The 18515-nt window shown below is 63.5% G+C and carries 19 protein-coding genes and 1 other RNA gene; 10 read left to right on the plus strand and 10 right to left on the minus strand.

The window, feature by feature from the left end; all coding sequences use genetic code 11:
- Positions 1–24 precede the first annotated feature (24 nt).
- From rapZ to mgtE, 5 genes are all read left to right on the plus strand, one after another.
- Positions 25–882: an RNase adapter RapZ gene (rapZ, locus tag ACFSJC_RS06670; protein WP_386024985.1), complete on the plus strand. Its 858-nt coding sequence runs from the start codon at positions 25–27 to the stop codon at positions 880–882.
- Positions 879–1274, plus strand: coding sequence for a PTS sugar transporter subunit IIA (locus tag ACFSJC_RS06675; protein ID WP_386024988.1), 396 nt, complete (start codon positions 879–881; stop codon positions 1272–1274). Before rapZ ends, ACFSJC_RS06675 begins: the two co-directional genes overlap by 4 nt.
- A 42-nt stretch (positions 1275–1316) precedes the next feature.
- Positions 1317–1586, plus strand: coding sequence for an HPr family phosphocarrier protein (locus tag ACFSJC_RS06680; RefSeq protein ID WP_386024991.1), 270 nt, complete (start codon positions 1317–1319; stop codon positions 1584–1586).
- Positions 1583–3325: a phosphoenolpyruvate--protein phosphotransferase gene (gene ptsP / locus ACFSJC_RS06685; protein ID WP_386024994.1), complete on the plus strand. Its 1743-nt coding sequence runs from the start codon at positions 1583–1585 to the stop codon at positions 3323–3325. The genes ACFSJC_RS06680 and ptsP overlap by 4 nt, the downstream gene beginning before the upstream one ends.
- Before the next feature lie 84 nt (positions 3326–3409).
- Positions 3410–4771 carry a magnesium transporter gene (mgtE, locus tag ACFSJC_RS06690; protein ID WP_386024997.1) on the plus strand — a complete coding sequence of 454 codons (1362 nt, stop codon included), beginning with the start codon at positions 3410–3412 and terminating at the stop codon, positions 4769–4771.
- A 204-nt stretch (positions 4772–4975) separates the two neighbouring features.
- Here the strand turns inward: mgtE and ACFSJC_RS06695 are convergent, their stop codons facing one another.
- The 9 genes from ACFSJC_RS06695 to ACFSJC_RS06735 all read right to left on the minus strand — a co-directional run bounded on the left by ACFSJC_RS06695 (position 4976) and on the right by ACFSJC_RS06735 (position 14681).
- The gene (locus ACFSJC_RS06695; protein WP_386025000.1) at positions 4976–6463 is read right to left on the minus strand and encodes a phosphomannomutase; all 1488 of its coding nucleotides are present in this window, start codon (positions 6461–6463) and stop codon (positions 4976–4978) included.
- 128 nt (positions 6464–6591) lie between these two features.
- Positions 6592–7203 (minus strand): ribosome biogenesis GTP-binding protein YihA/YsxC, encoded by a 612-nt coding sequence (gene yihA / locus ACFSJC_RS06700; RefSeq protein WP_386025003.1) that lies wholly within the window; start codon positions 7201–7203, stop codon positions 6592–6594.
- 81 nt (positions 7204–7284) lie between these two features.
- Positions 7285–7782 carry a cyclic pyranopterin monophosphate synthase MoaC gene (moaC, locus tag ACFSJC_RS06705; protein WP_386025006.1) on the minus strand — a complete coding sequence of 166 codons (498 nt, stop codon included), beginning with the start codon at positions 7780–7782 and terminating at the stop codon, positions 7285–7287.
- On the minus strand, positions 7782–8327 hold the full coding sequence (gene ppa, locus ACFSJC_RS06710) for an inorganic diphosphatase (protein WP_386025009.1): 546 nt from the start codon (positions 8325–8327) through the stop codon (positions 7782–7784). The genes moaC and ppa overlap by 1 nt, the downstream gene beginning before the upstream one ends.
- 306 nt (positions 8328–8633) lie before the next feature.
- Positions 8634–9887: a 6-phosphofructokinase gene (locus tag ACFSJC_RS06715; RefSeq protein WP_386025011.1), complete on the minus strand. Its 1254-nt coding sequence runs from the start codon at positions 9885–9887 to the stop codon at positions 8634–8636.
- Positions 9888–10182: 295 nt separating this feature from the next.
- A complete protein-coding gene (locus ACFSJC_RS06720) occupies positions 10183–11412 on the minus strand; it encodes a UbiH/UbiF/VisC/COQ6 family ubiquinone biosynthesis hydroxylase (protein WP_386025014.1) in 1230 nt (409 codons plus the stop codon).
- On the minus strand, positions 11409–12641 hold the full coding sequence (ubiH, locus tag ACFSJC_RS06725) for a 2-octaprenyl-6-methoxyphenyl hydroxylase (RefSeq protein ID WP_386025017.1): 1233 nt from the start codon (positions 12639–12641) through the stop codon (positions 11409–11411). The genes ACFSJC_RS06720 and ubiH overlap by 4 nt, the downstream gene beginning before the upstream one ends.
- A gap of 130 nt (positions 12642–12771) precedes the next feature.
- Positions 12772–14076, minus strand: a complete 1305-nt coding sequence (gene pepP / locus ACFSJC_RS06730) for a Xaa-Pro aminopeptidase (RefSeq protein ID WP_386025020.1) — start codon at positions 14074–14076, stop codon at positions 12772–12774.
- Complete coding sequence (locus tag ACFSJC_RS06735; RefSeq protein ID WP_386025023.1) at positions 14073–14681, minus strand: UPF0149 family protein; 609 nt, start codon at positions 14679–14681, stop codon at positions 14073–14075. The genes pepP and ACFSJC_RS06735 overlap by 4 nt, the downstream gene beginning before the upstream one ends.
- A 76-nt stretch (positions 14682–14757) precedes the next feature.
- Between ACFSJC_RS06735 and ACFSJC_RS06740 the strand changes: the two genes are divergently transcribed.
- The 5 genes from ACFSJC_RS06740 (at position 14758) to rpiA (ending at position 16884) form a co-directional block, all read left to right on the plus strand.
- Positions 14758–14967: a TIGR02449 family protein gene (locus ACFSJC_RS06740; protein ID WP_386025026.1), complete on the plus strand. Its 210-nt coding sequence runs from the start codon at positions 14758–14760 to the stop codon at positions 14965–14967.
- On the plus strand, positions 14964–15359 hold the full coding sequence (locus ACFSJC_RS06745) for a cell division protein ZapA (RefSeq protein WP_386025029.1): 396 nt from the start codon (positions 14964–14966) through the stop codon (positions 15357–15359). The genes ACFSJC_RS06740 and ACFSJC_RS06745 overlap by 4 nt, the downstream gene beginning before the upstream one ends.
- Before the next feature lie 14 nt (positions 15360–15373).
- Positions 15374–15559, plus strand: a non-coding RNA gene (gene ssrS / locus ACFSJC_RS06750) — 6S RNA.
- 13 nt (positions 15560–15572) lie between these two features.
- Complete coding sequence (locus tag ACFSJC_RS06755) at positions 15573–16187, plus strand: 5-formyltetrahydrofolate cyclo-ligase (RefSeq protein WP_386025032.1); 615 nt, start codon at positions 15573–15575, stop codon at positions 16185–16187.
- Between the two features lie 37 nt (positions 16188–16224).
- Entirely contained in the window at positions 16225–16884 is a 660-nt protein-coding gene (gene rpiA, locus ACFSJC_RS06760; RefSeq protein ID WP_386025034.1) for a ribose-5-phosphate isomerase RpiA, read from the plus strand.
- Between the two features lie 101 nt (positions 16885–16985).
- Here rpiA and ACFSJC_RS06765 read toward each other — a convergent pair whose 3' ends face one another.
- Positions 16986–18116 (minus strand): porin, encoded by a 1131-nt coding sequence (locus ACFSJC_RS06765; protein WP_386025037.1) that lies wholly within the window; start codon positions 18114–18116, stop codon positions 16986–16988.
- Positions 18117–18515: the final 399 nt, after the last annotated feature.

An 18515-nucleotide genomic window follows, 5' to 3' on the forward strand; every position in this document is an offset into this window, starting at 1 on the left:
CGACACCCGACGCGAAGACATGCGATGAAACTCATCATTCTCAGCGGCCTGTCAGGCTCCGGAAAGAGCGTCGCGCTCCACACGCTCGAGGATCTGGGGTATTACTGCATCGACAACCTGCCGCTCTTCCTGCTAAAGGATTTGGCGCTGGGGCTCCACAACACGCTGGATACCGCCTTCACCAACACGGCCGTCGGGATCGATGCCCGAACCAACAGGGAGGCGCTGATCCAGCTCCCCCAGCTGGTGACGACGGCATTGGAGCAAGGCATCGACTGCCATGTGCTCTTTCTGGAGACGCAGACGGAGACCCTCATCAAGCGCTTCAGCGAGACACGCCGCAAGCACCCGCTGACGCGCGGCGAGCGCCCCTTGAGCGAGGCCATCCAGTTGGAGCGCGAGCTGCTCAAACCGATTCGAGACTGCGCCGATGTCCAGATCGACACGACCCAGACCAACATCCACGAACTTCGCGACCGGGTTCGCGGCTGGGCGATGGGCAACGCCTCGCCCAAGGCATCGATTCTGCTTCAGTCGTTCGGCTTCAAGCACGGGGTCCCGCAGGACGTCGACTTCGTCTTCGACGTGCGCTGCCTTCCCAACCCTCATTGGCAACCCGAGCTCAAGCCGCTGACCGGGCTGGATCCGCTGATCGAGGCGTTCCTGGAAGAGCACACCGAGACCCGAGACATGCGCGATGACATCCTCACCTTCTTCGAGCGCTGGATTCCCCATTTCGAAACCGACGGCCGCAGCTATCTCACCATCGCCATCGGTTGCACCGGAGGGCAGCATCGCTCGGTCTACATGACGGAGCAACTGAGACGCCATTTCGAGCGGCTCGGGCACAGCGTCATCGTCCGGCATCGAGAACTGGCGTGAGCGTCGGAGTCCTACTCATCACACACAGCCCGCTCGCCCGGGATCTGCTGCGGATCGCAGGCGAGATACTCGGCACCGTCCCAGCCGGGGTCGAGGGTGTCGAGGTCGTCAACGACACGCCGCGCGAGGACCTGATCGAGGAATGCCTGCACAGTCTGGATCGGCTCGACGAGGGCGACGGTGTACTCATCCTGAGCGACCTCTTCGGCTCCACCCCGTGCAACGTGGCCAACAGGCTCCTGGAACTACGGACCAACGTACAGGTGCTCACCGGCGTGAATCTGCCCATGCTGTTGAGAACGCTGAACTACGCCACCCTCGACCTGGATGCCGTGGCCGAGAAGGCACTTCAAGGCGGACGCGATGGCGTCCAACGCTGCAAGCACGATTGAAAACCGCGATGAGACCACTCGCGCAACAGGGATTCATGCCGGATGATTCGCAAAGAATTCGAGATCTGTAACAAGCTGGGCCTGCATGCGCGGGCGGCAGCCAAGCTGGTGCAATGCGCCGGACGCTTCAAGAGCCATATCGAGATCGAGCGCCGCGGCCAGAGCGTCAACAGCAAGAGCATCATGGGCGTGATGATGCTGGCCGCCAGCCAGGGCACCTGTGTGACGGTTCAGGCCGAGGGCGAGGACGAGCAGGAGGCCATCGACGCGATCGAGACGCTCATCCGCAACCGTTTCGGAGAGAGCGAGTGACGATCGCGTTCCAGGGCATCGGGATCGCCTCGGCCTGCTCGGTCGCCCTGGGGCCAGCCTTCATCGACGACCGCGACCAGCATGCCGCCGCCCATCGCGCCATCGCGGCCGATCAGGTCGACGCCGAGCTAGCCCGGTTCGATCAGGCCCTCGAGTCCGCGCGCAAGGCGCTGCGCATGGTGCGTAACCAGATTTCGACCGACAGCCGGATCCATGCCGCCGAATTCCTGGACGTGCACCTCCTGATGCTCGACGATCCGGCGATGGCCAGTGCGATCCAGCACATCGTCCAGAGCCAGCTGTGCTGCGCCGAATGGGCCCTACAGATCCACTGCGAACGACTGATGCAGGTGTTCGACGAGATGGATGACGCCTATCTGCGTGCGCGCGGGGGCGACGTCCAGCACCTGGTACGTCAGATTCAGGGCTTCCTGCGCGAGGACGCCTCCCCTCCCGTTCTCGCCGACCAGGACCTGATCGGCCACATCGTGGTCGCCCGGGATCTCACCCCGGCCGACGCCATTCTGCTCCACCAGCGTGGCGCCGTCGCCTTCGTGACCGAATACGGCGGACCCACGTCGCACACCGCGATCCTGGCCCGCAGCCTCGGTATCCCGGCAGTCGTTGGGATCCACGAAGCCACGCGCTATCTGCAACCGAACGAATTCCTGATCGTCGACGGCGAGACCGGCACGCTGCTGGCCAGCGCGGACGACAACACGCTCCAGCATTTCCGCCAACGGCTGCGTGCCATCGAGCAACGTCAGCGCCAACTGCGCGACCTGGTGGACCTGCCCTCTCGGACCCGCGACGGCGTATCCATCAAAATCATGGCCAACCTGGAGCTGTCAGAGGACGTCCAGGTCGCTCGGGCCGCAGGGGCGGACGGGGTGGGCCTCTACCGCACCGAGTTCCTCTACATGAACCGGGACGACCTCCCGAACGAGGAGGAGCATCTGACCAATTACATCGAGATCCTGGAGGGACTCGATGGAATCCCGATCACCATCCGCACGCTCGATCTGGGCATGGACAAGCGCACCGGCGCCATGGCCGACCCGAGCGGCGGCGCGACCAATCCAGCGCTCGGGCTGCGCGCGATTCGGCTCTGCCTCAAGGAAATCGAACTCTTTCGCCCGCAGCTGCGCGCCATACTGCGCGCCTCCGCGCTCGGATCGGTCAGACTCATGCTCCCCCTGGTGACCAATCTGCACGAGGTGGAAACGGTCCTCGACCTCATCGGCGAGATCAAACGCGAACTCGATGCAGACGGACTCGACTACGATCCGCAGATGCAGATCGGCGCCATGATCGAGGTGCCGGGCGCCGCGCTCGCGGCCAGACCCATCGCCCGCCGACTGGATTTTCTCTCCATCGGCACCAACGATCTCATCCAATACACGCTCGCCATCGACAGGCTGGACGACGCGGTCAACTATCTCTTCGACCCCACCCATCCGGCCATTCTGCGGCTGATCCGCATCATCATCGAGGCCGGCGCAGCCGAAGGCGTCTCTGTCAGCATGTGCGGCGAAATGGCCAGCGACCCCCGCTTCACCCGGCTGCTGCTCGGAATGGGATTACGCGAATTCAGCATGCAACCAGGTGCCATTCTGAATATCAAAGAGACCGTACTGAACGCCGACACCCAGGATCTGAGCGCACGCGCCGAGTTCCTTTTCGCGCACCTGGACGACGCCGATCCGAGTCTTCTGCTCGATGCCCTGAACGCCGACTGAGTGCGCGAAGATCGCCGCTCGGCTCTGGTAGCATAGGCGTCATCACGGCATTGCGTCCGCCACCTCGCGACCGACAGGGCTTCCATGACCGTCCCCGTTCCCAGCAACCCCGACAACACCCGACTCGAGGATCTGCAGCAGGTTCTGCAGCAGGGAGGGATGCGTCAGGCCGCACGCATGCTCAACGCGCTACAGCCGGCGGAAATCGCCCATCTGCTCGAATCGCTCCCACCCAAGGAGCGCGAACTGGTGTGGAATCTAGTGGAGGCCGAATACGACGGCGAGGTCCTGACCTATCTCCATGACGACGTCCGCGAGCATCTGATCCGGCTGATGGACGCCGGCGAGCTGATCGCCGCCATGGGCAGTCTGGACACGGACGACCTGGCCGACATGCTGCAGGATCTGCCGGTCGCCATCACCCAGGAGGTGGTCAAATCGCTCGATCAGCAACGGCGCGACCGTCTCGAAAAGGCGCTGTCGTTCGACGAAGACAGCGCCGGCGGCCTCATGAACACCGACACGGTGACGGTGCGTCCCGAGATGACGCTCGACGTGGTGATGCGCTACCTGCGTCGACTCAAAGACGGACTGCCGGACATCACCGACAATCTCATCGTGGTCAACCGCAAGGGGCACTATCTCGGCGTGCTCTACCTGACCGACCTCCTCACCCACGATCCGGAAGACACCGTCGCCGAGGCCATGACGCTCGACGTACAGGCCATTCCGGCCTCTTGGAGCGCACGCGAGGTCGCGACCCGATTCGAGCAGCACGACCTGGTCACGGCGCCGGTCGTGGACGAGGACGGAAGCCTGCTCGGACGCATCACGGTCGACGATGTCATGGACGTCATCCGCGAAGAGGCCGATCACCAGTTCCTGGGACAGGCCGGTCTGTCGGAGACCGAGGACATGTTCGCCCCGGTCCTGCTCAGTGCCCGCCGCCGAGCGCTCTGGCTCGGCGTCAACCTGCTCACCGCCTTCCTCGCCGCCTGGGTGATCGGACGCTTCGAGGCGACCATCCAGCAGGTGGTGGCCCTGGCCGTGCTGATGCCCGTGGTGGCCAGCATGGGCGGCATCGCCGGCACCCAAACGCTCACGCTCGCCATACGCGGACTCGCGCTCGGACAGCTCTCGATCAACAACGCACGCTGGCTCCTGTGGAAGGAAATGGCGGTCGCCGGCATCAACAGCGTCATCTGGGCCATCGTCGTCGCACTGGTCGCCAAGCTCTGGTTCCATGACACCGACATCGCACTAGTCATCGGCGCCGCCATCAGCATCAACCTGCTGGCCGCCGCCTTTTCCGGCGCCCTGCTCCCCCTGGCGCTGGAACGCTTCGGCATCGACCCCGCACTGGCCGGCGGAGTCATCCTCACGACGGTCACCGATGTCGTCGGCTTCCTCGCCTTTCTTGGACTGGCGACCCTTTTCCTGCTGTAGCGAGCTACCAGCGTAGGGCGCAATAGCGACAGCGTATTGCGCCACATGACAGACGGCGATGCGGTATCGATCCCGCCCATCAATTCCATACGGCGCAATACGGCCGCCCCAAGATCGCACGCCGGCCGTCCATGAAACCCTTCGTCAACGAGAAGGTGTTACAGCCACAGCGTGCCGGCGGCCTATTGCGCCCTACCAGCCAAATCATCGCCGCCAGCTTGCGAGGATCTCCATACAGATTGCGTTCATGTCGCGGGCACGCTCGGACGTGTCGGCCTCGGTATAGGCGCGCAGCTCGGGGGCGTTGCCCGAGGGACGCAGATGGGCGATCTCGCCACTGGCGAAGGTGATCCTCAGGCCATCAGTGGTATCGGTCGAGATGACTGGGCCAAAAGACGCGCCGAACAGGGATTCGATCGCGGCCTTGTCCTGTGGAAAATCACCGCTGACCAGCGTGGCAATGCGCGCTTGGCTGATATGGGTGGGGAAATCCTTGAGCCGATCGCTGTAGGTGAAGCGGTGCGGAAGATCGCTCGCCAGGGCCGAGAGCGGCTTGCCCTGCTCGACCGAGGCCAGCAGGATGGTGACGGCGACCAGCACGGCGTCGCGGGTGGGCAGGGCCGCCAGTCGGCGGTCGTCGGCCTCGATAGGACTGCCGAGCAGGAAGCCACCGTTCGCCTCGTAGCCGACCACGGGGCTCAGCCCCCGATCGATCAGCGTCTGCATGCCTTCGATCACGAAGGGAGAGCCGATACGGGTCCGCAGGACGGACTGGAAGCAGCCGCATTTCTCGACCGCCGTGTTGCTGCTCACCGGCGTCACGACACCAGCGACACCCAACTGACGGGCACAGAGCACGCCCGCGATATCGCCGCGCAGCCAAACACCCTGCTCGTCACCGACCAGCGGACGGTCGCCGTCACCGTCGGCCGAGACCAGTGCGTCGAAACGGTCGGCCGTCGCCCATTGGCGCGCCAAGTCGATATCCTCCGAACGTATCGCCTCGGTATCGACTGGAATGAACTGCGCCGAGCGCCCGAGGCGGACGATCTCGACCCCGAGGCCGCCAAGCACATCGGCATAGGCCTCGCGTGCCACGCTCGAATGCTCGTAGATTCCGACCCGCAGACCCGCGAGACAACCCGGCGGGAAGAAGTCGAGATAGCGGGCGATATAGTCGCGATAGGCCGAATCGTCGCGCGAGGGGAGCCGCGCGGCATCCGTGTCGATGAAGGCGCCCGCCGCATCGAACACTCCGCTCGGCCGTTTGACCTCCTGCTCGCGGATGCCCTCCTCGTCCTGTTTGAGAATCTCGCCAGTCGGTAGATTGAACTTGATGCCGTTGCGGTCGTCCGGGATGTGACTCCCGGTCACCATGAGTGAAGGAATGCCGAGCGCGATGCCATAGGCCGCAAGCGCCGGACTCGGGATGGGGCCACAGTTGATCGGCCGGCATCCCTGGTCCAGCGCCGCCTGTGCGCAAGCGGCCATGATACGCGGCGTGCTCGGACGCAGATCGCCCGCGATCCCGACCGCCTGGCCCGGAACCAGGACGCCCACCTCCTGGAGATAACGCAGAAAACCGACCGTATAGGCATAAGAGACCCAGTCGGTCATCTCGGAGGCAAGACCTCGGGCACCGCTAGTGCCAAATTTGACCCCACTTTCGGCCATCAAATCGCCAATATGCATCTCGCTCCTTTGGGCGGATCACGCTCGCCGCCAATCGCTGCAATGAAAATACGATTCTAGCCCAGGTGCTCCAGGTCGCACGCACAGGCCATCGTGACATCGCGCCAAGCGGCATCCGAGCGTCCCCCTCAGGTCGCCGGCGACGGCACCTCCAGCCAGCGGTCCAACACCGCCTGAACCGACTCGACGCCTTGGCGCTCCAAGGCGGAGAAGAGCTGCACGCTGACACGGTCGCCGTGACTGGAGACGGCACGCTCCACGGCGAGCTGCGCCGAGCGCGCCGGACCCCGCTTGAGTTTATCCGCCTTGGTCAGCAGCAGGAGCAGCGGCATCTCGCCCTTCAGCCCCCAGGTCAGCATCTGACGATCGTAGTCGGTGAGCGGATGCCGGATGTCCATGACGATCACCAGGCCCGCCAGCGAGCGCCGACAGTCCAAATAATGCGCGAGATGCTGCTGCCATTCGCGTTTGACCGACACGGAGACCTTGGCGAAACCGTAGCCGGGCAGATCGACCAGGCGCCGCTCCTCGTCCAGCTCGAAAAAGATCAGTTGCTGGGTTCGCCCCGGAGTCTTACTGGTCCGAGCGAGCGCGTTCTGATGACAGAGCACATTGATAGCGCTCGATTTTCCAGCGTTGGAGCGACCGGCGAAGGCGACCTCGCGACCGCTGTCGGCCGGGGCGTGATCGAGCCGACTCGCGGCCGAGAGAAAATGAGCGCGCTGATAGAAGGGATTCATCGTCGGAACGCATCCTGGATGTAAGGCAAGAGAAAGACGGCGGGTGCCCGAAACGATGACAGAGACGATCGAAGGGCGGGATCAAGGATTCGAGTTGGAGGCGTCGGGATCACGCCTCCAGTGCCCGGAGCGACCTCCCGATTTTTCGACAAGCCGGATATCGGTCATGCACATGCCGCGATCCACGGCCTTGCACATATCGTAGATGGTGAGCAACGAGACCTGAACGGCGCACAGCGCCTCCATTTCCACCCCGGTCCGTCCGTTGGTCTCGACCGTCGCGCTGCACTGCACGGCGCACTCGCCATGCCGAAGTTCCAGCGCGATGTCGATCCGGGTCAGGCTCAGTGGATGACAAAGCGGAACCAGTTCGGAGGTCCGCTTCGCACCCATGATTCCGGCGACGCGCGCGATTCCGAGCACGTCGCCCTTACCATGTCCACCCTGCTCGATCAGCGCGAGCGTCTCCGGCTCCATCCGGATCCACCCCTCGGCCACGGCCCGACGCCGGGTCGCGACCTTGTCGCCCACATCGACCATGTGGGCGTCGCCCGATGGGGTGAAATGGGTCAGAGACATCAGAAGGCCGGCTTATCCGGGGCGTCCTCGAACATCTTGACGCTGTTCATGATCTCCTGATACGCCTCTTCCCGGCCGCCCCAACCGCCGACACGCACCCATTTGCCTTCGTCGAGATCCTTGTAGTGCTCGAAGAAGTGCGCGATCTGATCGAGCAGATGCTGCGGCATGTCGCGGAAGCTCTCGATATGACGATAGCCCTTGTAGAGCTTATCGACCGGAATGGCCAGAATCTTGGCGTCGTCGCCGGACTCGTCGGTCATCTTGAGCACGCCGATCGGCCGGCACTTGATGACCGAGCCCGGGATCAGCGAGTAGGGCGTAGCCACCAGCACGTCCACCGGGTCGCCATCCGGGGACAGCGTATGCGGCACATAGCCATAGTTGCAGGGATAGTACATGGCGGTGGACATGAAACGGTCGACGAACATGGCGCCCGTCTCCTTGTCCATCTCGTATTTGACCGGATCGGAGCGCGCCGGAATCTCGATGATCACGTTGAGCACATGGGGAAGATCGCCCCGGGAAACCTTGGAAAGATCCATAAATGACCTCTGTAGAGTCTATGAGAGATGCGTGAATGCGCGATGAGTGAGTTGAAAGACAGTTCAGGCGTCGAAGGAGAGTGCCGGCGGAGTGTCGGAGCCCAAAGAAAAAAGGCCCTGAAGGGCCCGCTGGGACGTTTAGCCGTGAATTGTAATCCATCGAGCCATCTAAAATCCCAATGCTTGAGATGTTCAAGGAATGGTTGCGGCCCGATTGCGTATCGGTGACGCCCGAGACGGCAACGGAGGGTGCCGCACCCGACGGCAGCCTCCGCGTGCTCGACCGCATCCCCGGCCGCAGCGCGATCAGAGCTCGAAGGACGGCAGCCGGCGCTCGACCGAGGCGTTCTTCAAGGTGACGTACTTGGGCAGCCCCTGCTCGAACGGCGGATAGTCCTCACCCTGGATCAGCGGAATCAGATATTCCTTGCAGATGGGCGTGATACCGAAGCCGTCCTCCGAGATGAAATCGCGCGGCATGAATTTCTCGACGTTGGCGACCTCGGACAGCGGCGCTTCGCCAACCTCCCAGGCATAGGGATCGCTGCTCAGCCGCTTGACCGTCGGCATCACGGCATTGTGGCCAGCAAGCGCGAACTCGACCCCGGCACGCCCCATGGCATAGGCCTGTTCGACATCGGTCTTGGAGGCCAGATGGCGCGCAGCGCGCTGCAGATAGTCCGCCACTGCCCAGTGGAACTTATAGCCGGTGGCCTCCTTGATCATATTGGCCACAACCGGGGCCGCGCCACCGAGCTGGGCATGGCCGAAGGCGTCGCGCGTCCCCTGTTCGGCAAGGAAACGTCCATCGGGATACTTGGCGCCCTCGGACACCACGATGGTGCAGAAACCGGACCGCTCGACCTTGTCTTGGACCGAGGCGAGGAAACGCTGCTGATCGAATTCGATCTCGGGGAAGAGGATCATGACCGGGATGTCGTGATCCTCGATCAGTCCACCGGCGGCGGCGATCCAGCCGGCATGACGCCCCATCACCTCCAGGACGAAGACCTTGGTCGAGGTCTTGGCCATCGAGCGCACGTCGAAGGACGCCTCCAGAGCCGAGGTCGCGATGTATTTGGCCACCGAGCCGAAGCCGGGACAGTTGTCCGTAATCGGCAGGTCGTTATCCACCGTCTTGGGGACATGGATCGCCTGCACCGGATAGCCCAGGGTCTCGGAAAGCTGAGAGACCTTGTAGCAGGTATCGGCCGAATCGCCCCCGCCGTTGTAGAAGAAATAGCCGATGTCGTGCGCCTTGAAGACCTCGATCAGACGCTCGTACTCGCGCCGGTTGGCCTCCAGGCTCTTGAGCTTGTAGCGGCAGGAACCGAAGGCGCCGGATGGGGTGTAACGCAGCGCGGCGATGGCCTCGTCCGACTCCTGGCTGGTGTCGATCAGGTCCTCGGTCAGGGCGCCAATAATGCCGTTGCGCCCGGCATAAACATTGGCGATCTTGTCCGTATGGCGACGCGCGGTCTCGATGACGCCGCAGGCCGAGGCGTTGATGACGGCGGTAACACCACCGGATTGGGCATAAAAGGCGTTCTTCGCAGACATATTCGTCCCCTATCGTTCTGATTCAGCTGATATGAAAAACGGCACCGGCCACGTCAGTCGCGCCGCGCGGATAGATCGCCCCGCTCCTCGGCGGCATGGCCGGCCTGGTTCTGTAGCAGGACGACGACGCATCCGGCGATGCCCATCTGCATGCAGGGCTTAGAAGAACAGGCGGCGACAAGTCCGTTCGCCGGCCTTGAAAATGACAACGCTGCAGCCGAAACGGCGGCAAGACTAACCAAAAGCAACCGTCGGTCCAAATCGAACATTTCGCCGCAGGGATGAATCGAATCGATCAGCGCCCGATCCAGGGCCGCGCCAACGGCGGCAGATCCTGACCGAGCCCGAGCGCCCGATCCATGAAGAGACGCTTGAGCGGAACGAGCCGGTCCGCGATCCGCAACCCCAGGCCACGCAGACTCACGACCGGCTCGCCATCCTGACCGAACAGCCGCTTGAAGGCGTCCATGGCGGCGAGCATCGCCAGATTGTCGCCACGCCGAGCGCGCTCATAATGACGCAGCGTCCAGAGACCGGCTGGCGAACGACCGGCGCCTGAGGCCAGATCGAGCGCGGCGGCCAGTTCGGCCGCGTCCAGGAATCCGAGATTGACACCCTGCCCTGCCAGCGGATGGATGGCATGCGCGGCGTCGCCGACGAGGGCGAGTCCGGGCCGGACGTACTGCTTGGCATGTTGGAGCCTGAGCGGCACCGCCGCCCTGGGTCCATCGAGGGTCAGGCGCCCCAGCCGCGACTCGGAGGCGGCGGTCAGTGCGTCCGAGAAGGCGTCCTCGTCCATCGACATGATCTGGGCGGCACGCGCATCGTCCGCCGACCAGACGATGGAACAGCGCCCGTCGGCGAGCGGAAGCAGGGCCAACGGGCCGGTCGGCAAAAAGCGCTGCCAGGCGGTCTCCCGATGCGCGCACTCCGGCCTGACGTTGGCCACGATCGCCTTCTGACCGTACGCCCAGCCCTCGGTCGCGATCCCGGCGAGTTCGCGCACCAGCGAGTCGCGCCCATCGGCGCCGATCAGCAGCGGGGTCTCGACCGAGCGGGCGTCGGTGAGCAGCAGACGCCATCCATCCTCGGTCCGCTCCATGTCCGAAATGGCGGCCGGACAGAGCAGGACCACATCCTCGGCGGCCTCCAGCTCCTCCCAGAGCGCCAGTTGGATCACTCGATTCTCGACGATGTGCCCGAGATCGGCCTCGCCGACGTCCCGGCTGTCGAAATGGATCTCGCCACCGCCGAGCGCATCCCAGACATGCATCTGTCGATAGGGACTGGCTCTCAGTTCGAGGATGCGATCCCAGGCATCGAGTCGCTGCAGCATCCGTTGGCTCGCGCGGCTCAAGGCGGAGACACGCAGATCGACCTCGCCCTCGGGCCACTGGCGGGCCGGCTCGCGCGGCTCGATGACGGCGATCGAACGCCCCCGCCCGGACGCGGCGAGCGCGAACGCCGCGCCGACCATGCCGCCACCGACGACCACCAGATCGAATGTCGCATCTGCCCCTGTCATAAACGACCTCCATCGAGCGAGAGTCCGCAGGCCAGGCGCGGTTGACGGCCGTCCAGCCCCATGAAGCGCCTGGCCAGCAGGTGGCGGGCCGGCGGGATGAGATCCACGGCCAGCATGCCGGCGACACGGGCCATGATCAGCGGTGTCCAGTCGGGCACGAAGAGACGCGCGAGTGCGTCCGTCATTCCGGCGGTCGCCATCTGGTCGCGACCGCGCCAGCGCCGATATCCGGCGAGCGTCTCGGTCGCGCCCGGATCGCCCCCAGCGGCCGCGCAATCCGCCAGCACCTCGGCCAGACCGGCGACATCCCTCAGCCCCAGGTTGAACCCCTGACCGGCCACCGGATGCAGGGTGTGAGCCGAGTTACCGATCATGACCAGACGATCCTGCACCGAATCCCGCGTCAGCACGAATTTCAAGGGATAGGCGCGGCGCGGCGCCACCTGACCCAACCGACCGAGCCGAAAACCGAAACGCGTCTGCAGCCGATCCAGGAAGTCCTGATCGGACAGCATCAGCAGATCCGAGGTCTCGGAATCGCGACAGGTCCAGACCACCGAATAGCGCCCGGCCGTCATGGGCAGCATGGCCAGGGGACCCGTATCCGTGAACCGCTCGAAGGCGACACCGCGCAGAGGACGGTCCGGGGTGACGGTGGTGATGATGGCATCCTGTCCGTAGGCATGCTCCTTAACCCGCAGATCCAGTCCGTCTCGGATCCCGGACTGACCGCCGTCGGCCGCGACCAGCAGCCGGGTCTGCACGGAGACCGGCTCGCCGTCGGCGAGCAGGTTCAGCTCGACGCCATCGGAGCGGACACGATGTGTCAGCAGCTGGGCCGGACAGAAGATCTCCAAGTTTCCCGCATACTTGAGCGCGGTTTGGATCGCCGCCCCCATGGCACGCGCCGGGATCACATAGCCGAGCGCCTCGACGCCCTCCTCGGCATGATCGAGTCGCGTGAAGGCGCAATGCCCGCGATCGGACACCCGCACCTTGAGGATCGGCTCCGCCTCGGGAGCCATCTCCGGCCAGACCCCGATCGCCTCGAAGATGCGCTGGCTGCCCAGGGAGAGCGCGATGACACGCTCGTCATAGCTCGGCCGCGCGCGCGACTGCTGAGAGAGCGCCTCGATCAAGGCGACCCTGAGTCCGGTATTGGCCAGGGCGCAGGCCAAACTGCCGCCGACCAGACCACCGCCGACAATGGTGACGTCGTATTGGTACATGTCGTTCACACCTGACTTGATTCGATCCAGGAATGGGTTGGAGTCGGCCGCCCCACAGGCAAAGACGCGAGGGCATCGGGGGCAAACCCTGGAACGAGACAACGAAACGCGCCGGAGGATCCCGAGCCGGCTAGCGGACCATCAATGCCTCGATCTCGTCCGGATCCTTAGGCACGTCGGCAGTCAGGATCTCGTTGCCGTCCTCGGTGATGAGGACGTCGTCCTCGATCCGGATGCCGATCCCGCGATAGGGCTTAGGCACCGCCTCAGTGTCCGGCAGATAGAGACCCGGCTCCACGGTCAGGACCATACCGGGCTCGAGCCGGCGCCAATCGCCGTCCGACTTATAGTTACCGACATCATGTACGTCCATTCCCAGCCAGTGCCCGGTCCGGTGCATGTAATAGGGCTTGTAGGCCTCCTCTTCGATCAGTTTCCCGACCTTTCCCGACAAGATGCCCAACCGAACCAGCCCTTTGGTCAGAGCCTTGACCGCCGCCTCGTGCGGCGCATTCCAAGAGACCCCGGGGCGCGACTTGGCGATGGCGGCACACTGCGCCTCCAGCACCAGCTCGTAGACTTCGCGCTGCGGCCGGGTGAAACGGCCGTTGACCGGAAAGGTCCGGGTGATGTCCGAAGCGTATCCCTCCAGCTCGCAACCGGCGTCGATCAGCACCAGATCGCCATCGCGAAGGGTGGCATCGTTCTCGACATAGTGCAGGATGCAGCCGTTGATACCGCCGCCGACGATGGAGGGATAGGCGAGATGACGCGCGCCTTGCTCGGCGCAGGCATGTTGGAACTCGGTTTCCAGGTCGCGCTCCCCAAGCCCAGGGGCCGCCAGACGCATCAGCCGACAGTGGGCCTGAGCCGAGATACGGGCCGCGCGACGCATAACCTTCTGCTCGGCGGGACTCTTGCGCAATCGCTGCTCGTGCAGGAGCGACTCGATCGCAACGAAGGTATTCGGAGCGACGGCACCGAGCCTGACCTTGGAACGCACCTTGTTCACCCAGCCCATGACCTGCTGATCCAGGCCGGCATCCGTGCCAATGGGGTAATAGAGCCGACCGCAGCCCTCGATCAACTCGGGCATGCGCTCATCGAGCTCGCTCAACGGATAGGCCCGATCCGCGCCGCAAACGGCGACGGCCCCTTCCACGCCGAGCCGCCTGCCATTCCATTGCTCGCGCTCCGGATCGCTCGGGCGGCAGAAGAGAACGAATTCGCCATCCTTGCGCTTGGGAATCAGAACGGCAAAGGCGTCGGGCTCGGGGAACCCGGTGAGATAGGCGAAATCGCTGTCCTGGCGAAAGGGATAATGGACGTCGCGATTGCGCACCACTTCCCGCGCCGCAGGCAGGATGACGACCGCACCTCGCCCGAGCGCCTTGGCCAGGGCACGCCGACGGCGCTTGTACTCGGACGCTGTCATGCCGGCTCCCCGGTGGGCGGCAACGGCGGGACACTGCGCTCCTCTTGGATGAGCATGGCGGCGACCCGGACGAACTCGGTGATTTCCACGAGCGCCTCCTCGTTCTCCTCGGTCTCTTCGAGGTCGGAGAGGTCCATGCGCGTCAGGTCGGCGAAATCGCGGATGACCTCGCGACTCTGATCCGAGAGGTCGCCCTCTTTCAGTCCCAGCACACCGAAAGCGTAGAGAAAGCCGCGCACCCAATCGTAGATTCCGGTCGCGCGATCCAGCAGCGGCCCCTCCTCGGACGGCAGCAACAGCATCAAGCCATCGCCGCGCGCCTGAATCTCTTCGGTAACCGACTGACCGAACGCCTGTAGCCCGCCGCGCGCCTCGGACAAGGCGTCGTCCTCGGCCTCCTGCTCGGAGAGTAGATGGTCGAGCCAGAGCGCAACCGGATCCTCCGCCCCAGCACACACGAAGCCGCCCAACATGCCGTGCGCCTCGCTCGGAGACGGGACGAGATGGGTGGCCCGCAGCAGTCGGTCGACCTCGTCGTATTGGTTGTCCGTGGAATCCCCCCGGCGCAATGGAAACGCCTGATTACTGTGTCGACGCCCGATCATAGCATGCACCCCGACACGATTGACCGCTCACGGCACCCCTTCTATAGTGCGCAGAATTTCAACGGAGTCGTGGACTTTGGCCAGCTTTGACCTCGACCAACTGGAGCAGCAGGTGAGCGCCCTGATCCACCTGAACCGACGGCTCCGAGACGAAAACACTTCGTTACGAGCGCGCCAGGACAGCCTGGTCGCCGAACGTAGCGAGTTGATCGAAAAAACCGAGCAGGCACGGAGCCGCGTTGAGGCGATGCTGTCCCGGTTGCGCGCGATGGAGGAAAACCTGTGATAGAAGAGCCCTTGCAAGTCAGCATCAAGATTCTCGAAAAGGAGTATCGCATCGCCTGCGAATACCATGAGCAGGACGACTTGCGGGCGTCGGCCCGTCTACTCGACAACCGTATGCGCGAGATCCGCCAGTCCGGCCGCGTCATCGGCACCGACCGGATTGCGGTCATCGCCGCCCTGAACATCGCGCATGATCTCATTCAGATCCAGCGCTCGCGGCCAAATTATGGCGAAGACACCAATCGGCGTCTCAGGCAGCTTCAGGACCAGGTCAATGCCGCACTGATTACCGAGCATGACGAGCAGCACCCAGAGCAGCAGCGAGACGCCGAACAGCACACCGCCCAGACGAGCGCCGAGCCCCCTCTGGACGCGTCGGACGAAAGAGTATAGCCTTGCTTGCAAGACACCCCCTGTAGTGTTCGACAGCGGCCTGGGTATTTTCTTGAGCCTAATCACTACCCCGGGGATATGACGGAATAGCTGTTGCGCAAGTCCGCCTTCGAGCGGAAAGCCTGAAGCGGCTACGACTGTCCCCACTTGAACCGTCTGGTTCAAGAACGAAGGCCCGTAACGGCACAAATGGGGGGTGTCCCTTCCTCTCCCATGCAGTCACTCCCATCGACACGACGCGCGCTGAGGCACGCAAGGCGCGCACTGAGCCCACGAGAACAGCGGCGCCACGCCATTGCGGTCGCTAGGCGACTCCGGCGAGCCCCCCACTTCCTTCGTGCACACCGCATCGCCTTCTATTGGCCGGCGGACGGAGAACTCGATCCCAGACCCTTGATGGAGCATGCTCTGGCGCTGGGCAAGACCTGCCTCCTCCCGATTCTGGACCGGGCATCCAACAGCACGTCACGCCGCCGACTCCAGTTCGTCCGCTTTCGGAGCGGGGACCGGATGCGCCCCAACCGATTCGGCATACCGGAGCCGAACGCCCGAGGCAGACTGCTGACGCCAAGCCACGCCATCGACCTGATCATCATGCCGCTTGTCGGGTTCGATGAACGCTGCCACCGAATCGGAATGGGCGGCGGCTATTACGACCGCACCCTCGCCTTCCTGAGACGACGCAATCATTGGCGGCACCCGAGGCTGATCGGAGTCGCGCATGAGTGCCAGCGCCTGGAGCGCATCGAGCCACAGTCCTGGGATGTCCCGCTCGATGCTGTCGCGACGGAGTCCAGACTCTACGCCCCCAAGGGCGCTCTGATATGATCGGCACCCCAAAAATAGCCAGACCGGAGGACCAACGATGAACCAGGACGACCTCAAGCGACAGGCCGCAAAGGCGGCGCTCGACTATGTCGAAGGCGGCGTGATCGGCGTCGGAACGGGCTCGACCGTCAACCACTTCATCGACGCGCTCGCGACCGTCAAGAATCGCATTGAAGGCGCCGTTTCGAGTTCGGAGGCATCGACCCAACGTCTGCGCCAGCACGGCATCGAGGTTCTCGACCTCAACGCAGCCGGCGAACTTTCGCTCTACGTCGATGGCGCCGACGAGTCCAACGCACGCCTCGAATTGGTCAAAGGGGGTGGCGGCGCCCTGACGCGCGAGAAGATCGTCGCCGCCGCGAGCGCGCGATTCGTCTGCATCGCGGACGAATCCAAACTGGTCGATCGGCTCGGGACCTTCCCTTTGCCTATCGAGGTCATCCCCATGGCGCGGAGTTATGTCGCTCGGGAGATCGTACAGATCGGTGGAACCCCCGTCTGGCGAGAGGGATTCGTCACCGACAATGGCAATCTCATCCTCGACGTGCACAACCTCCAGATCGAGGCGCCCGCCGAGATGGAAACTCGGATCAACGACATCGCTGGCGTGGTGACCGTCGGCATCTTCGCGTTGCGACCAGCGGACGTCCTGATCCTCGGCTCGGCGCAGGGACCCAAGACGCTGACCCGCGACTGAGCACACGAAACGACTGCGCTCGCCCGTCGAAGCGAACGACCAAAGCAACGAAAACGGGGCCCGAAGGCCCCGTTTTTCTTCTCAAGCGATGAGTGGATCGCTTAGAAATTGTGGATCATACCGACGGAGAAACCGTCCCAGCCAGCATCAGGCGCATCGTCGTCGACCTGGGTGTAGACCGCATAGGCCTTGGTACGCTTGCTCAGGCTGTGATCGAACGCAATCGCCCAAGTGTAGTAATCGCCTTCGATGGCATCCTTGAACTCGTCGACCGTGTTGGCATCGTTGAAACGACCGTCACGATTGCCGCTGCCGTACATGGCCTTGACCATGTTGTTGCCGAAGGAGTAACCAGCCTGGATCTGCCACAGCTTCAGCTTCTCGGGCTCGGTCGAAGGCGAGAGCTGGCCGCCCGGCAGGTTGGAATCTTCTTCGTAGATACCGGTCAGGGTGAAACCGTTCCAGTCCATCAAGCCGAGACCAACACGCCACTTGGTGTAATCGTCATCGACGTAGTTGGGGCTCAGCTTGCCCAACTCGCTGGCGGCGGAGTTCATGAACATCTCGTTGCCAAGCGACTCATAGGCCAAGGACGCGTAGAAGGGTCCGTTGCTATAGATACCGGCGACGGAGTAGGCCTCGGCCAGGCTGTCGGAGTTGATGTTCTCGCCATAGCCAGCGGTGGAGGAGCCACCGGCCACGACCGCAGCGGCCAGCTGGAAGCCGCTCAGGCTGGGGCTGATGTAGGCGATAGCATTGTCGGCGCGCACGTCGTCGAAACCGACGGTGCCGTTGTAGTCAGCCATGGTGTCGGAGAACAGATCCAACTTGGCGGTGGAAATCTTCATCGGGGTGTCGTGACGACCGACCAGGAAGGTACCCCAGCCGCCGGCCAGACCCACGTAGCTGTTACGCATGGTGATGGAGTCGTTGCTGCCGGAGGCGATGTTTCCGGAGGCGCTCTCCTCGGTCATCTTGACGCCGAGCTCGACCTGGTAGATGGCCTTCAGACCATTGCCCAGATCCTCGGAACCCTTAACACCGATGCGGTTGGCACGACCCTCGCCCGGAATCGAACCCTTACCATTGAGGCCCCAGCCTTTGAAGCCAGACTCGACATCGGCATAGTCGATGGACATGTGCAGCTTGCCGTAGAGGATCGCATCGGCCATCGCGGCGGTCGGAGCAACCATCGCGGCGGCGACCGCCAGGGTAAGAAGTTTCTTGTTCATGCTGTTCTCCGCTATGTTGTGAATTTGTCAGATTGACTGCAGAAACCGAGCGCAATCATGCTTTGCGCTGTGAACTATAGAGGACGACATGGCGTTTTGCAACAGATTGGGCGAAAAAAAGACACACCAGACCGTTGTGTATCTTTTTTGCACTCACTAGGCATTCGAATCGCTGTACGCACATCTTAACGGCTTGAAAAATGACCGATCGATCGATCGACGTCAACCTGCCAAATACCCTAACCACGTCTCAAGAAAGTCCCTGACGCAGATCCGTTCACTCGAACCCGCCCCATAACCTTCGACATGTGACGCAGAACAACGAGACAAAAACCCCGCTCCCACCGAAAACATGACGCGCCGCGACACCGGAGCATGTCAGCAGCGCAACTCGCCTCC

It is taken from the genome of Thiorhodococcus fuscus, from assembly GCF_042682685.1.
Taxonomy (GTDB): Bacteria; Pseudomonadota; Gammaproteobacteria; order Chromatiales; family Chromatiaceae; genus Imhoffiella; species Imhoffiella fuscus.